General features: G+C 42.3%; 13 protein-coding genes. 6 read left to right on the plus strand and 7 right to left on the minus strand.

What is annotated here, in order from left to right; genetic code table 11:
• Positions 1-7: 7 nt before the first annotated feature.
• Together serS and LFX17_RS17930 are read right to left on the minus strand one after the other, a co-directional pair.
• Positions 8-1,261 (minus strand): serine--tRNA ligase, encoded by a 1,254-nt coding sequence (gene serS, locus LFX17_RS17925; protein WP_238731444.1) that lies wholly within the window; start codon positions 1,259-1,261, stop codon positions 8-10.
• Entirely contained in the window at positions 1,254-2,063 is an 810-nt protein-coding gene (locus LFX17_RS17930; protein WP_238747602.1) for a TatD family hydrolase, read from the minus strand. Before LFX17_RS17930 ends, serS begins: the two co-directional genes overlap by 8 nt.
• 119 nt (positions 2,064-2,182) lie before the next feature.
• On the opposite strand from LFX17_RS17930, the gene LFX17_RS17935 reads away from it, so the two are divergent.
• Genes LFX17_RS17935 through LFX17_RS17945 form a run of 3 tightly spaced genes read left to right on the plus strand, consistent with a single transcriptional unit; the run spans position 2,183 to position 4,059 of the window.
• Entirely contained in the window at positions 2,183-3,202 is a 1,020-nt protein-coding gene (locus LFX17_RS17935; RefSeq protein ID WP_238731446.1) for a M23 family metallopeptidase, read from the plus strand.
• A complete protein-coding gene (locus LFX17_RS17940) occupies positions 3,203-3,550 on the plus strand; it encodes a bactofilin family protein (RefSeq protein ID WP_010573154.1) in 348 nt (115 codons plus the stop codon).
• On the plus strand, positions 3,547-4,059 hold the full coding sequence (locus tag LFX17_RS17945) for a YaaR family protein (protein WP_238747604.1): 513 nt from the start codon (positions 3,547-3,549) through the stop codon (positions 4,057-4,059). The genes LFX17_RS17940 and LFX17_RS17945 overlap by 4 nt, the downstream gene beginning before the upstream one ends.
• Before the next feature lie 366 nt (positions 4,060-4,425).
• On the opposite strand, the gene LFX17_RS17950 is transcribed toward LFX17_RS17945, so the two are convergent.
• The 4 genes from LFX17_RS17950 to LFX17_RS17965 form a co-directional block, all read right to left on the minus strand.
• Positions 4,426-5,301, minus strand: coding sequence for a ParB/RepB/Spo0J family partition protein (locus tag LFX17_RS17950; protein ID WP_238731448.1), 876 nt, complete (start codon positions 5,299-5,301; stop codon positions 4,426-4,428).
• Positions 5,302-5,303: 2 nt separating this feature from the next.
• On the minus strand, positions 5,304-6,065 hold the full coding sequence (locus LFX17_RS17955; RefSeq protein WP_118954512.1) for a ParA family protein: 762 nt from the start codon (positions 6,063-6,065) through the stop codon (positions 5,304-5,306).
• Positions 6,043-6,807 (minus strand): RsmG family class I SAM-dependent methyltransferase, encoded by a 765-nt coding sequence (locus LFX17_RS17960; protein WP_238731449.1) that lies wholly within the window; start codon positions 6,805-6,807, stop codon positions 6,043-6,045. Before LFX17_RS17960 ends, LFX17_RS17955 begins: the two co-directional genes overlap by 23 nt.
• A 626-nt stretch (positions 6,808-7,433) precedes the next feature.
• The gene (locus LFX17_RS17965) at positions 7,434-8,888 is read right to left on the minus strand and encodes a M20/M25/M40 family metallo-hydrolase (RefSeq protein WP_238731450.1); all 1,455 of its coding nucleotides are present in this window, start codon (positions 8,886-8,888) and stop codon (positions 7,434-7,436) included.
• A gap of 155 nt (positions 8,889-9,043) precedes the next feature.
• On the opposite strand from LFX17_RS17965, the gene LFX17_RS17970 reads away from it, so the two are divergent.
• A complete protein-coding gene (locus LFX17_RS17970; protein ID WP_238731451.1) occupies positions 9,044-9,772 on the plus strand; it encodes a hypothetical protein in 729 nt (242 codons plus the stop codon).
• Positions 9,773-10,687: 915 nt separating this feature from the next.
• Here the strand turns inward: LFX17_RS17970 and mnmG are convergent.
• Positions 10,688-12,595: a tRNA uridine-5-carboxymethylaminomethyl(34) synthesis enzyme MnmG gene (gene mnmG, locus LFX17_RS17975; protein WP_238747606.1), complete on the minus strand. Its 1,908-nt coding sequence runs from the start codon at positions 12,593-12,595 to the stop codon at positions 10,688-10,690.
• Between the two features lie 141 nt (positions 12,596-12,736).
• On the opposite strand from mnmG, the gene LFX17_RS17980 reads away from it, so the two are divergent.
• Positions 12,737-13,660, plus strand: coding sequence for a branched-chain amino acid transaminase (locus tag LFX17_RS17980; protein WP_238731453.1), 924 nt, complete (start codon positions 12,737-12,739; stop codon positions 13,658-13,660).
• A gap of 5 nt (positions 13,661-13,665) precedes the next feature.
• Positions 13,666-14,604, plus strand: coding sequence for a hypothetical protein (locus tag LFX17_RS17985; RefSeq protein WP_238731454.1), 939 nt, complete (start codon positions 13,666-13,668; stop codon positions 14,602-14,604).
• The last annotated feature ends 318 nt before the right edge of the window (positions 14,605-14,922 follow it).

Raw genomic sequence — 14,922 nt, forward strand, 5'->3', positions numbered from 1 at the left:
GATTTATTTAGAAATACGGCTTCAGCGCTTCCGGAATCCGAACCGTTCCGTCTTCGTTCTGAAAGTTTTCCAAGATCGCCGCGTAAGTTCTTCCGAGCGCGAGACCGGAACCGTTGATCGTATGAACGTGCTGATTTTTTCCGTCTTTCGATTTATAACGGATCCGTCCTCTTCTCGCTTGAAAGTCGCGGAAGTTGGAAACGGAAGAAATCTCCATAAACCGATTCAAACCGGGCATCCAAACTTCGATGTCATAGGTAATCGAAGAATTCGCGGAAATATCACCGGTGCAAAGAATAATCACTCTATAAGGAAGTTCTAATTTCTTTAGAATGTTTTCCGCGTGGGACAACATCTTTTTATGTTCCTCTTCCGAATCTTCCGGTTTGCAAAACTTAACGAGTTCGACTTTTTGAAATTGATGCACGCGCACAAGACCGCGCGTATCCTTTCCATACGAACCCGCTTCTCTTCTAAAACAGGAAGTATGCGCCGTTACGGAAATCGGCAGTTGATCCTCGGGGATGATTTCATCACGATACAAATTGGTCAGAGGAACTTCCGCCGTCGGAATCAAATTGAGTTCATCCTTTTCGATTCTATAGAATTCGTCTTTGAATTTAGGATATTGTCCGGTAGCGGTCATCGATTCGTCGTTCACCATCACGGGAACCCAAACTTCCGTATAACCGTGTTCTTTCGTGTGAACGTTCAGCATGAAATTCATCAAGGCTCTTTCCAATCTCGCGCCGTCTTTCCAATACGTGTACGCGCGCGCGCCCGAAAGTTTCACACCTTTTTCAAAGTTGATCCAGTTCAGGGATTCTCCGATTTCAAAATGCGGTTTGGGAGCAAAGGAGAATTTCGGAATCGTTCCGATTTCGTATTGAACCACGTTGTCGTGTTCTGATTTCCCCTCCGGAACCTTAGGATCCAGAACATTAGGAAGTCCTAAATTGATATCGTAAAGCGCCTTTTCTTCCAACTCGAGTTTGGTTTCGATCTCTTTGATTTTTTCGCCGACCAGTTTAACCGAAGCGGAAATTTCCGTAATATCCCCGCCGGATTGTTTGATTTTACCGACTTCTTTGCTGACCTTGTTCCTTTCCTCTCGAAGGTTATCGGCTTCTTTCTGATATTCTCGTTTTCTATGGATGATCGACTTGAGTTGATCTATGATTCCGATTTCTTTGAAACCTCTGAGTTCCAAAACTTTTTTGAGGTCTTCCGTGTTCTCAGTTATATAACGCAGATCAAGCATTGTGATGGTACGCCTTACGATTCATAAATTTAATACTGTTTTCAAAAAGTTTACGTTCCACTTCGACATTCGATTCTTGTCTGAGTGAAAACATCTTATCCAAAATAAATTTCATATAAGCGGGTTCGTTTCTTTTTCCGCGGAACGGAGGAGGGGCCAGAAACGGAGCGTCCGTTTCGATCAGCATCGATTCCAACGGAAGTTTTTGGGCGGCTTCTTGAATTTCCGTCGCATTCTTGAAAGCGACAATTCCCGAAAAAGAAATATAATACCCGATGTCGACTAACGCTTTCGCGGTCGGATAGTCGTATGTAAAACAATGAATCACGCCGAAAGCGCGGTCGCGAAAATTCTTAAGAATCGAAACGGTGTCTTCTTTTGCGTCTCTGGAATGAATCACAACCGGTAATTGGGTTTTAGACGAACAATCCAGAAAGGCTTCTAAAATTTCTTCCTGTTGTTTTTTCGTATCCGCAGTGTGATAATAATCGAGACCGATTTCGCCGATCGCTGAAAGTTTTGGATCGCCTAAGTTCTCATATACGAGTTTAAGAATTTCTTCCTTATTTGGAAACTCATGCGTTTCCGTTGGATGACATCCGATCGAATATCGAATCTCTAACGAATCATTCGAATATTCGTTCGCTATCGATTGCGCGCGTAAAGAACTCTCAAGGTCGATCCCGATTTGGACGATCTTTTTTACGCCGGATTCCGAAGCATTTTTTAAAGAATCTGCAATTTGCAGACCTTGGGATTGTATTATATCAAGGTGACAATGTGTATCGGCGATAGAAACCATAGAAATCCGGTTTTAGTGAGTCACTTTTTGTGAATTCGATTGACTGAAAAGAGATTTTTTAGGATCTCTTCAGACAGGTCAAAGCGTTCGGCTCAAAACCAAGTTTCGGGACATAAACCGTGGATATTAAAGCAACTTCCGCACTCATTTACTATAGACTCCGTTACAAGTATCAAGAGTACAAGCTCAAACTAGATCTAAAACTTTCCGAACTCAATCGAAAGGGAAAAGAAAGACTGACCGTAATGGTCATTCCTCACTCCGAACAGAAAACGATCAACTTTCACATCTCTTACAGAGCGATTTCCATCTTCATCGGAACGATTTTTATTCTTCTTATCATCAGTTCCATCAATGTTTTAAGCCATAGCGGATCCGTTCACCAGTTGACCGAACTCAATCTTTCCAACAAAGACTTTATCCGCCAATCCGCGAAGATGAAAGAAGAAATCAATTCTCTTCACGAATACGTGGAATACTATTACGGAAGATTGGCGAGACTTTATGTAAGACTCGGCGGAGATCCTGCAAAAGTCTCCAAAGGAATCGGAGGAGCCGAACACCTTTCCACACAACCCCCGTCCATCATCGAACCGAAATCCTCGACTTCTCCCGCGAACGACCTTCCCGAAGGCGCCGCCGTATTTAGATTGAAAGAAGACGTTCACAATCTAAGAATCAGCAACGAACTCACGCAAGATATCATCTCGATTCTTAAAAAGAGAAAGAACATCTTAAAACAAACTCCTTCCATCTGGCCGGTCAAAGGTTATGTTCTTTATCCATACGGAGCCTACTTCAATCCCATCACCGGAAGAAGAGAATACAACAGCGGTGTGGACATCGGTTCTTTTGCAGGATCGGAAGTTCTCGCCACCGCTCCCGGAACCGTATATGAAATCGGCCATACGAGAAACACCGGCTACTTCGTAAAAGTAGCACACAAATACGGATGGAAAACGATCTATTCGAATATGGACCGCTTAAAAGTAAAACAAGGCCAACAAGTTTCTAAAACCGAAGTGATCGGTTTTGTCGGCAAGACTGAGGCCTCTCCGAACTACATGCTCCACTATGAAATCCACGTTGGAACAAGAGCGATCAATCCGTTTGCTTTCCTCAACCAAATTCAGGACTGAATGGCCACAACAGAAGAACACTTAATCGTAAATAGTATCATCGGCGAAGGCGCCGAGTTCAGCGGTGAGTTTAAACTCTCCGGGCTCTTGAGAATCGACGGAATTTTCCGCGGCTCGATAAAAACCGAAGGAAAAGTCCTAATCGGTAAATCCGGAATCGTCGATACGGATATCAGAGCCCGAATTGTGGTCGCCGGCGGTGAAATCAACGGGAATATTTACGCGAGCGAACGGGTCACTCTACTTGCATCCTGCAGAATGAAAGGAGATATCGTATCTCCTAGAATCGTGATGGAAGAAGGGGTACAATTCGAAGGCAATTGTAAGATTAACCCAGTTGCACATTGAAAGTATTAATACCGCCTTACCAACCTCCTCGAAAAGAAACAGAAACTAAAAACGCTTCGAAAGCTAAGAAGAACGGAGTTTCTTCCTTAAATGGCGGAAGCGCCGCAACTTCTACGGAAACAGTGGAAACCGTTTCTTCTTCATTTCTAGATATTCTCGAAGAAATCGTTCCATCCGGCTCCGATACTACAAAGGATCTAAACTCACTTTGGAGAGAACTCCCGGAAATCGAAAAACGATTTTTGGACCTTCCTTCTCTTGGAAATTTAGAAGCATATCAAAAACACGTTCAAGCGATCACAAAAGCCGTAGTCGATCAGAACATGCGAGTCGAAACTCTTTCCAGAAGAATGAAAGGCGAGGCTAAGAAGATCTATCACGTCGTGAAGATCATCGACGAAAAGATTCAAATTTTAGCCGAACTGATTATGAACGAAGGGAATTCCGCATTTAAACTTTTAAAATCACTTACGGACATACGCGGCTTGTTGTTGGATATTCAAGAATAGAAATTTTTCTTTTCCTTAAGGAAACGGAATATGTTCCGTTTCCTTTTATAGAACCGTTACAAATCAAACAATTCTCCATATTGGAAATATATTCTGGATTGGCGGTTTTTTAGAATTTCGCATTTTTGAAATTTCTCTATGTATCTTTTCAAGCTCGAACGTTTTCCAAGGCTTTGCTCGGACGACTTGGACTTTGACGATCTCTTGAGAATAAGAATCTCACGATGGTATGCGAATGCGAAATCGTGGGTATATTTCGGTTTCCCTCGATCCGCACCGAAATCGATCACGGGTTTAGAATGATTTAATTTGATCTTGATAACCGATCGAAGTGAACAACTTGATCGGATTTTGAAAGTTGATACGCTAGAGGCCCAAAGCGTTTAGAATTTTTTCCATCGCTTCGAGATTCGGATAAGCGATCGTCATCTTTCCTTTGCCGGAACTTTGATTGTGACCGATTTCTATCTTCATCGAATACTTTCTGCGGAATTTATTTTCGAGTTCGACGATGTTGACGTCTTTACGAGGTTTTTTCTTTTCAGGAGCGGAAGAACGTTCTTCCGTGAGATTGGAAACCAAGTCTTCCACTTGTCTCGCGGTCAAACCTTTCTCTGCGATTTGATACGCGAGTTGTTCTATCTTTTTTCGATCGGCCAAAGAAAGAAGAGGTCTTGCGTGACCTTCGGAGATTCTCCCATTCTTAATCAAATCCTGAACGGAATCCGGCAACTGAAGCAAACGAATCAAATTAGAAATTGTGGAACGATTCTTTCCGACACGAGCGGAAATATCCGTGATCTTTAAATTCAATTTTTCGGAAAGAGTTTTGTATGCGATCGCCTCTTCGATTGGATTCAAATCCTCTCTCTGGATATTTTCGATGATCGCCATTTCCATGGATTGATTTTCGGAAACGTTCTTAACGACCGCTGGAATCTTTACGAAACCCGCAAGTTTACATGCTCGATAACGCCGTTCGCCGGATATGATTTCATAACCGGAATCGGATTGTTTTACGACGATCGGTTGAATGACTCCGTGCGCCTTGATCGTTTCCGAAAGTTCACGAAGAGATTCTTCCGAAAATGTTTTCCGAGGTTGACTTGGATTCGGACGGATTTCGCTGATCTTTATTTCACGAAGAGCCCCTTCCGAAGAAGAATCCATCGGCGTTTTGTTTTCGTTAACAGGAATCAGATTTCCAAGCCCTCGACCGAGGGCTTTGGGTTTAACAGCCATTCTTAATTCTTCCCTGCGACTTCCAGAGCTAAACTTCTGTAACTCTGCGCACCCACTCCTTCCGGATCATAACTCATAATCGTTTGTCCGAATGACGGGGCTTCGCTTAATTTTACGTTTCTTGGAATGATGGTCGTATAAACTTTATCTTTGAAATAGGATTTAACGTCTTCGGCGACTTGGTTCGCGAGATTGGTTCTTTTATCGAACATGGTAAGAAGAACTCCTTCCAGTTCCAAGGAAGGATTGAGTTGGTTCTGAACGAGAGAAATAATTTTCATCAGCTGAGTCAAACCTTCGAGAGCGAAATATTCAGTTTGAAGCGTGATCATTACGCTGTCCGCCGCGCAAAGGGCGTTGATCGTTAAGATTCCTAAAGAAGGCGGACAATCGATCAAAATATAATCGTATTCCGTGCGAAGTTCCGAGACTGCGTTTTTTAATCTGTATTCTCTTTGATCCTCGGCAAGAAGGTCGGCCTCGGCGCCGCTCAAGTTGATGTTGGAAGGAATGATATGAAGATTGTTTACGTTCGTTCTTTGAATACATTCGTTCGCGGAAGATTCGCCTAACAGCAACTCATACGATGTTTTACCGAGAGTATTGATTTCGATTCCCAATCCGGAACCGGAATTTCCCTGTGGATCCATATCGATGATCAAAACCTTTTTTCCGATCGAAGCAAGATTGGCCGCGAGATTGATAGAGGTTGTCGTTTTTCCGACACCGCCCTTTTGATTGCTAATCGATACGATCTTTCCCATTTCCGCCCTTACTCTCCTTGCTGATATCCTTCCAAGCTCTTGGATAACCATGCCTCGGGCTAGAAACCTTTTTCAAGAATTTAATATGTCGCATGCCTAAAAATTCAAGAGAAGGCAATTCTTCCGAAGATTCTAAACTAAAACCGGAGTAAGAAAGAACCTTCTCTTCCAACTTTGCATCTATATCATGTTTTCCTAAAAATGGGACATAAGTTCCTCCAACTTTGATGAGATTACAAACTGCCTCAACGCTATACGGATACGGAATAAATCCTCTTGATACGACATAATTCAAAGAAAGTTTTGATTCTTCCGCACGGATGAATTGAAATTTTACATCGGTAATTTGGTTCGAACGAACAAAAGTTTCCGTATGCGAAAGTTTTCTTTTTTGAGAATCGATCAATACGACAACCGGATGATCCTTCAAGCAGCGAAAGAAAAAGCCCGGAATTCCCGGTCCAGTTCCCGCGTCTCCGAGTTGAATTCCCTTCCAAGAGCCGACTTTTTTCGTGATCGCAAAGACGTGATAGATGGATTCCAACACGTGACGATCCAGAATTTCTTCCGAATCTCTTTTGGAAAAAAATCCACCCGCTTCGTTTTTTTCTCTTAGGAAAATCGCAAACTTTAGAATCAACTTCCAATCGAATAAATAAATTATTTCATCAGTTTCTTTCGGAAATCTTTCCTTTAATCTTTCTTGAATCGATTCGATGGAGAATTCTTTCGGATCTTGCATGGAACAAGTGTGGAATTTTGATTCGTAGTGTCTTCACAGAATTTGATCGAATTCGATTTGATTCGACTGGATGGAATGACTTAGTGGTGAATTTGTCGGAAGAGAAAGGGATTCGAAGGCTTGAAATCGAAGAAGAAAAGAAAGAGCGCTGTGACTTGTGGGAACTCTTACGATTCTAGATTACTGAGAGTTTTGTAAGAGTCTATTCACATTGGATGTGACGTAATTTGTGGGAACTCATACAAAATCTGAAGAACAAATTCGTTCGAGTAGATCTAAAGAGAAATAATTTGTAGGAACTCACACATCTTCAATTACGGAAAACTTGAATAAGAATTCAATGAAGAATCATTTGTGGGAACTCCCACAGAACTAAATGTTATTTTTATATTCTGAAAATCTCAAAGTTTTTAAGCGTCTCATTCGATTGAAATTTCACGACAGACCAATTCAGCGGAGATTTGAATTTCAGGACGAACAAATTGAGCGGAAATTTTTCTTAAACAACGATCGCGAATAACAATTTTTAAAATCTAAAAACGAATTTTGAAGACTTACTTTAAGAAATGCGATAAAGAAGGAAGTTCAGAGTGGAACGGCAAATTCTCACCCTGAACTTTATGAAATCAATCGGAGGCGTTGTTGAATTCGATCACCGACTTATGAAGAATTTCGATTCCCGTTTTGAGGTGTTCGATCGTCGTACTTTCATTCTTACCGTGAATCCCATCGATCTCTTCCGAAGTCATCAACGCCGGAATTAAACCGTAACACTGGAAGCCGGCAAGACGCAAGTAAGAAGAGTCTGTCGTTCCCGGTGACAAGAAGGGAGTAATCACCGCGCCCGGCACGACTTGTTGAACGACACCCGATAAGATTTTAAAGTATTTCGAATCAACGGGAGAAGTCGTCCCAGGTTCAAGATGTCTCGCGGTTACTTTCACTCTGTATTTTTCACCGAGCTTCTTTACCTTTTCGTAGATTTCATTCTCATTGAAGCCGGGAAGAATACGGATATCGATCGTTCCGTTCGCTTTCGAAGTGATGACATTGATACCGGCAGGATGCGTATCGACTCCTGTAATACTCACCGAGTTGCTTGTCATCGCTCTTAAATGTTTATTCGAACGAATGACTCCGTTCAAGATCGTTCCCAACAACGGATTGCGAGAACGTTTTAAGACGAAAGAATTCGGAAAGGGACTTACTTCTCCCATTTGATAAAAGAAAGAAGCGGTTTCGTCTTTGATGATAACTACTTCATTCATCTTCTTGAGCTCGGTAAGAAAATCGATCAGACTCAATGCGGCGTATTGAATCGGCGGAGTACTACCGTGACCGGAAATATCTTCCGATTCCAAGTCCAACCATACCGCGCCTTTTTCCGCGTGTTGAATGTTGAAGATCTTACTTCCTTTGATGACGACATCTTTCGTACCGACTCCGCCTTCGTTGTGAACGAATTCATATCCATTGAAAATGTTTCTATGTTTTGCGATTAAGAATCTCATCCCGAACTCGGACCGACTTTCTTCATCGGAAACTGCGAGATACATTAGATTCTTTTTGAGTTTGATTCCGGAATCGTGGATTAGAAAGAACGCATAGAGTTCCATAATGCCGAGACCTTTGACGTCTACTGCGCCTCGACCATAGATACGGTCCCCTTTTCTAATTCCCGAAAAAGGATGTTCCACCCACTCGGCAGGATCGGCTTCCACGACGTCGATATGACTTGTAAGAATCAGACCGCCATGAGGATCGCTTCCTTTCATCTCCGCCATGATGCTCGCGCGCTCGGGTTTACCCGGAACTTCAAAGATCGTAGTTTTGATCCCGCGTTTATCGAAGAGTCCTTTCAAAAACAAGGCCGCTTGCTTTTCGTTTCCGCGAACAGTTTTGATTCTTAGATAAGCCTGTAAATCTTTCGAAGCTTCTTCAGCGAGTTTCCCATAGTCTCGCTTTTCGAACTTAGCCTTCGGTGTTAAGGATTGGATTCCTTTTTCTGTAATAAAGATCGTATAAAGTAAAAACAATGCGACGGCTCCTAAAAAGCCGAGTGCGATCTTCTTCCAATTCATTTGTAATTCTCCTCGGTGCGGAAGAAAATAACGCGTCCCGATTTCCTTTCAAGGCATTTACACAGAAGAATCGAATGCTTTTTCAACCCTCGTCTCCGATTTGCCGGTTAATCTTTTTGATTGTTTTCCGATGATTGTAGTGTAGAGGTTATCGTATGATTCGAGTTTTATTCTCCCTTTTACTTTTTCCGGGAATGATTTTCGCCGTTACTCCAGGCAAGTGGTCTCATATCGATCAGTATGTTTTTGGAAACAATGCGAACGGTCCCGTTAAAGAAATCGTAAAGAACGCAAACGGCAAAGTCGTCTATACCGCGACGTACGAATATGACGCTTCCGGAAAATTGATTAAAGAGTCTTATTTAAATGCGGAAGGGAAAGCGGACGGCTCGACCGTCTTTCAATACAAGGACGGAAGAGTTGTTCGAGAAGAACTCTTTGATAAAGAAAATCTTCTTCTTGAGACGAAAACCTTTCGTTACAATCCGAAAGGCCAGATCGACCTCGTGGAAGTTTTCGATAAAGAGAACAAACTGCTTTTAAAATCCAACATCATCTCTTGGGATAAGAACTTTGCAAAGTCCGGACAAACAAACTGGCCCGACTCGAAAGAAATCGAAACGTTTACTCTGATCCAAGATGCAAAAAATCCGAAAGCCTTGATCCAGAACATCTATAACGAAGAGAAAAAACAAATCGCTTCGACCAAGTTTGAATATGACGAGAAGGGGAAGTTGCTTACGCGACTCAACGTTCAGGGTGAGCAAGAAAGAAAGAATCAAATGAACTACGATTCGAACAGTCAGCTCCAAAGTTTCACGTTTCACGTGAAACAGAACAACAAGTGGGAACTTCAAAAGACTCACGAGTTGATTTACAAGTAATCTCTACTTTTTACGCCGCCCCAATATTGAGGCGGCGGGCAAGCTTTGCCGTTTATCCGATCCGCATTTGGATCTTCCTAATATCCTTTAACTTTTGTCTGTAAAGTAATGTCACTAAATCGATTCTCGTCGATCCAACCTATCTATGGTTTTCCACATATCTGAATGCATCGGCTCTTAGTAAGATCTCCTTCTTAAAACCCAACCACTTCACCTGAATTTTGCTTCGATAAATTCCTTTCCGATTTCGAAGAGGAAAGACTGTTCTCTCAACCGATGTGATTCTTTTGAACTTCAATCGCCTCTAAGATACATCTTCAACTCCGAATAGAAAAGATATGAGGATAAGCAAGCGGAGATTCGGGAAGGGGAGTTGAAGGATGATATTATTTAAATGCGGAACGATCAAGGAGCGCGGAAAAATAAATGATCTTTACCATTCAATGAAGCTCGCTCGTAGCTATTCGAGAAGCTACTTTGAACGTCGGAACCTTAGGCCTACTTGTTTTTTGAATCTTTTCGAACCTAAAGAGAAACAAAAATATTCCACAGATAACTTTCAGAAAATAAGGAGATCCAATCGATTCAGTTTTCGATTTTGTTCCATTGCAAAATAAAAAAAATCTTTGATCTCGGCCCAAGCGAAAGAGGTTAAAAAGAAAAAGCCCGGATATATCCGGGCTGTTGAAAAACGTTTCACATGAAACGTGACTCAAATTCCGAGTTTGGTCGGAGCTATAATCAGCTTATCTGATTCCTTGTCGGTGCTCCTACCGTGCTCGTTCCTTGTTGGAAAAATTTCCTAACGAAGTAAGAGTTCCTACAACCCTTGTCGGAACTCCGACAGCAAATCATAGGAACAGACTTCAAACTTAAGTAGGAGTTCCTACAGATAACATCCTGAATCGACAAAGATCAAGAAGCCTCCGCTTCTTGTTTTCTTTTTCCCTTAATGTGATACAACAACAAGTCGACATCGCTTGGATCCACACCGGAAATCTGACCGGCCTTTTCCAAAGTCATCGGCTTATGAGTTTTCAGTTTTTGAATCGCCTCTTTCTTGAGTCCGGCAATAGACTCGTAGTTTATATCTTCCGGAATCGCAAGATCCAAATATTTATTCTTCCATTGAATCGTTTCGAGTTCCCGTTTGATGTAACCTTCGTATTTGATTTCCATCTCGAGAATATTTTTCTCCGACTCAGACCAAGAACGTACTTCAGGAAGCATAAACTCGACGTCTTCGATCTTAATCTCGGGACGTTTCAAAAAAGAATCCAACTTCATACCGAACTTATAGTTCGTGATCCCTTTTTGATCTAAAAGATCCTGAAATTCCTTTGAAGGTTTGAGCGGAATCTGATAAATCTTTTCACGAACCGAGTTTACTCTTTCGTAACGGTCTTTCATCCGATCGTAACTTTCCTGATCGACAAGACCGAGTTCGTAACCGTACTTCATCAATCTTTGATCGGCGTTGTCTTGTCTAAGAAGAAGTCTGTGTTCCGCCCGGGAAGTAAACATTCTATAAGGATCTTCAACGCCCTTGTGCACTAAGTCGTCAATCAACACGCCGATATACGATTCACTTCTCTTGAACAACAAAGGTTCTAAATTCTTCAGAGAATGTAGAACACTGTAAGCTGCTACGAGTCCTTGAGCGGCCGCTTCTTCGTAACCGGTCGTGCCGTTGATTTGTCCCGCATGATAAAGACCTTTGATCTTTTTTGTTTCGAGCGTAGGCTTTAACTCGGTCGGATCGACATAGTCATACTCGATTGCGTAACCGGGTCTCACGATCTCCGCATTCTCCAAACCTTTGAGAGAACGCACCAACTTCCATTGAACTTCTTCGGGAAGACTTGTAGAAACACCGTTGAGATAGATCTCTGTTGTTTCATACCCTTCGGGTTCGAGAAAGACTTGGTGTCGCTCACGATCCGCGAATCGAACTACCTTGTCTTCGATCGAAGGACAATAACGAGGTCCGGTGCTTTGAATTTGTCCCGAGTACATCGGAGACAAACTTAGATTTTCATGAATGAGTTTATGAGTCTCGGCGTTCGTGTATGTGATATAACATGGAATTTGTCTACGAGTGATCTTCTCCGTTGAAAAAGAAAAGGGAGAAGGATGAAGATCGCCGTCTTGAATCGCAAGCACACTCAAGTCGACCGAGTTCTTATGAATGCGGGGCGGTGTTCCGGTCTTCAATCTTCCCAACTTCAAATTGTATTTCGCCAAAGATTTCGAAAGACCTTTGACGGTCGGTTCGCACATTCTTCCGTTTTCATTTTGATACGTTCCGATATGAACGAGAGAAGATAAAAAAGTCCCAGTGGTTAAGATGACATGGTTCGTATAAATTTCAAAACCGCGGCCTGTTTTTACTCCGACCACTTGATCGTTTTCGATGAGAAGTTCTTCGACCGTATCCTGACGCATCGAAAGATTCTTTTCCGCTTCGAGAGTATGTTTTACTTTCAGTTGATATTCTTTCTTCTCCGCTTGAGCGCGCGGCGCCCAAACGCTCGGACCTTTGGAAGTGTTGAGCATCTTAAATTGAATTCCGGTGTTATCGATCACCTTGCCCATGATGCCGCCGAGTGCGTCGACTTCTCTTACCATATGTCCCTTAGCGATACCGCCGATCGCAGGATTACAAGACATCTGACCGATCGTATCCAAGTTCATCGTGATCAAAAGAGTTTTCGCTCCACCTTTAGAAGCGATGTAAGCGGCTTCCGAACCGGCATGGCCCGCGCCGACAACGACACAATCAAAACGATTCGGGAAAAAAGATTGGTTCTTGGATTCGATCATCGAGATTCAACTTCCTGAAAATAAATTACTAATTTTAGAATGGGATGTTTCGCAACGTTCGAGCTTCGATCGTAAGATGAATCGACAAGAGACCCGATACATTGATTCATGGAATTATATCACTTATCAGGTTCCTGTTCCATGGCAGAATCCATCAAGAAACTATCCTATTTCGAAGGAAAAATCCTTCCTGAATCAGAAGCGAAGATCAGCATTCAAACACACGCGCTTCAATACGGAACCACCGTCTTCGGCGGACTCCGCGGTTACTACGATAAAGACACCGATAACATCTATCTCTTCCGTATCTTAGACCATTATCAAAGACTGATTAACTCGACTCGGATCATGCAGTTGAAGTTGGATAAGACAAAAGAAGAATTGAGAGACATAACCATCGACTTGATTCGTCAGTGCGGTTACAAAGAGAATATTTATCTTCGTCCATTCGTTTATACTTCTGCGCTGCAACTTTCACCTCGCTTTCACGACGTTCCCACCGAACTCGCAATCTATATTCTTCAGTTGAACGACTACTTGGATACGAAACGCGGATTGAAAACGATGGTATCCAGTTGGAGAAGATTCGACGACGCCGTAATTCCGACCTTGTCCAAAGTCTCCGGCGGCTATGTGAACTCGGCGCTTGCAAAATCGGAAGCGGTTCAAAACGGATTCGATGAAGCGATCTTCTTAGATGCGAGAGGATTTGTAAGTGAAGGTTCGGCGGAGAATATCTTCTTAGTCCGAGACGGAAAGATCATCACACCGGGAATCAATTCTTCTCTTCTTGAAGGAATCACAAGAAGAAGCGTTCTTCAGATCGCAAGAGACAACGGAATCGAAGTGGTTGAAAGAGACATATCCAGAAGCGAACTTTATATCGCCGACGAAGTTTTCTTTTCGGGAACGGGAGTTCAAATCGCCTGGGTTTCCGAAATCGATCATAGAAAAGTCGGCAACTCGGAGATGGGACCGATCACCAAAAAGATTCAAAGCCTCTTCTTCAACCTCGTAATCAATAAAGAAGAAAAATACAGACACTGGTTGACCCCGGTTTATTAAGAAGAATGTCATCCTCCGCGTTTCAACTCGACGATATTTTAGGACAAGAAGTCGCATTGACTTTTTTAAAAAGATACACGTCGAAACCGGAGACCATCCCACCGCTTTTGATCTTTCACGGACCGGACGGTACCGGAAAAGAATCCGCATCCGAACGTTTCATTAAGAATGTATTATGCTTTGAAGGAACTTCTTGTGGAGTCTGCGCTTCGTGCAAAGCGTTCATGCACAACTCGCATCCGGATTACATTCGGTTTCCGGAAGAAAGCGGTAAGATCATTCCGATCGGAAGCGAAGACAATCCGGAAGAATTTACGATTCGATGGTTGATTCGGTCCCGCTTAAACTATCGCCCTCATCTTTCCCGATTTCGTTTTATCGTTTTTCCGGATGCATCGTTGATCGGCAACGAAGCGGAAACCGCGTTGCTCAAATCTTTGGAAGAAGCTCCTCCGTTTTCCAGATTCATCTTTATCGTCAACAACATCGACAAATTGAAAGAGACGATCGTGAGTAGAGCGATCTGTGTTCCATTCCAATATTTGAATCAAAACGATTTAAAAAAAATTCAGGCGAACATCGGATCGATCGCGCTACCGTTTCAAGGAGGAAGTTTAGTTTCTTCCGAATGCCCGACCGAAGTAATCGAACTCGTTCAGGAAAAAATCAAAGATCGGCTGGAAACACAACTTGATCTTTTGAAACTCGAGTCGTGGATTCTTTCCTACAAGGACGAACATCCCGAGTGGAAGGACAATTTTTCTTACAAGGAATTCTTAGAACTCGTAAGTCGTGTATTGATCTACGAATACACGCGTACCGGTTACGAAAATAATCTCACAAAAATCGAAGCGATCTTCGAATTTAAGGGAGAACTTCACAAAAGAATCACCGGAATCGATACCATCGCACTTTCCAGATTGTTTTTCCGCCTTTCTCTATAAGATATATTCTAAAATTTGAATATACTTTCGGATAAAAACACACTAACAAACGTTAGTCGAAATACGGGAATCTTCTAATTTCTTCTTTTGCGACATAATTTATTATCCCAAACATAAACATCTTCTTTTTTTGGAGAAGAATTCGGATTCCGGAATTTTCATTTGAGTACAAGAGTTCTTCTAAAAATACTGTATTCTCATTCATAGGTCGTCGGAACGCCGAAGACAAAGTGGAAAATCGTATCATTCAATCGAATTGGAAAAATTTTTTCAATTCGAACCCGTAAAAACCTCTTTGTATAAGGGATTTTTGTTTTA

This window comes from Leptospira sanjuanensis, assembly GCF_022267375.1.
Classification (GTDB): domain Bacteria; phylum Spirochaetota; class Leptospiria; order Leptospirales; family Leptospiraceae; genus Leptospira; species Leptospira sanjuanensis.

Excerpts from the sequence above, each read along its gene's own strand:
- LFX17_RS17970 (WP_238731451.1), top strand. The coding sequence starts at position 9,044 with ATGATTCGAGTTTTATTCTCCCTTTTACTTTTTCCGGGAATGATTTTC.
- LFX17_RS17940 (WP_010573154.1), top strand. The coding sequence starts at position 3,203 with ATGGCCACAACAGAAGAACACTTAATCGTAAATAGTATCATCGGCGAA.
- LFX17_RS17960 (WP_238731449.1), bottom strand. The coding sequence starts at position 6,807 with ATGCAAGATCCGAAAGAATTCTCCATCGAATCGATTCAAGAAAGATTA.
- LFX17_RS17965 (WP_238731450.1), bottom strand. The coding sequence starts at position 8,888 with ATGAATTGGAAGAAGATCGCACTCGGCTTTTTAGGAGCCGTCGCATTG.
- LFX17_RS17980 (WP_238731453.1), top strand. The coding sequence starts at position 12,737 with ATGGCAGAATCCATCAAGAAACTATCCTATTTCGAAGGAAAAATCCTT.
- mnmG (WP_238747606.1), bottom strand. The coding sequence starts at position 12,595 with ATGATCGAATCCAAGAACCAATCTTTTTTCCCGAATCGTTTTGATTGT.
- LFX17_RS17930 (WP_238747602.1), bottom strand. The coding sequence starts at position 2,063 with ATGGTTTCTATCGCCGATACACATTGTCACCTTGATATAATACAATCC.
- LFX17_RS17950 (WP_238731448.1), bottom strand. The coding sequence starts at position 5,301 with ATGGCTGTTAAACCCAAAGCCCTCGGTCGAGGGCTTGGAAATCTGATT.
- serS (WP_238731444.1), bottom strand. The coding sequence starts at position 1,261 with ATGCTTGATCTGCGTTATATAACTGAGAACACGGAAGACCTCAAAAAA.
- LFX17_RS17955 (WP_118954512.1), bottom strand. The coding sequence starts at position 6,065 with ATGGGAAAGATCGTATCGATTAGCAATCAAAAGGGCGGTGTCGGAAAA.
- LFX17_RS17985 (WP_238731454.1), top strand. The coding sequence starts at position 13,666 with ATGTCATCCTCCGCGTTTCAACTCGACGATATTTTAGGACAAGAAGTC.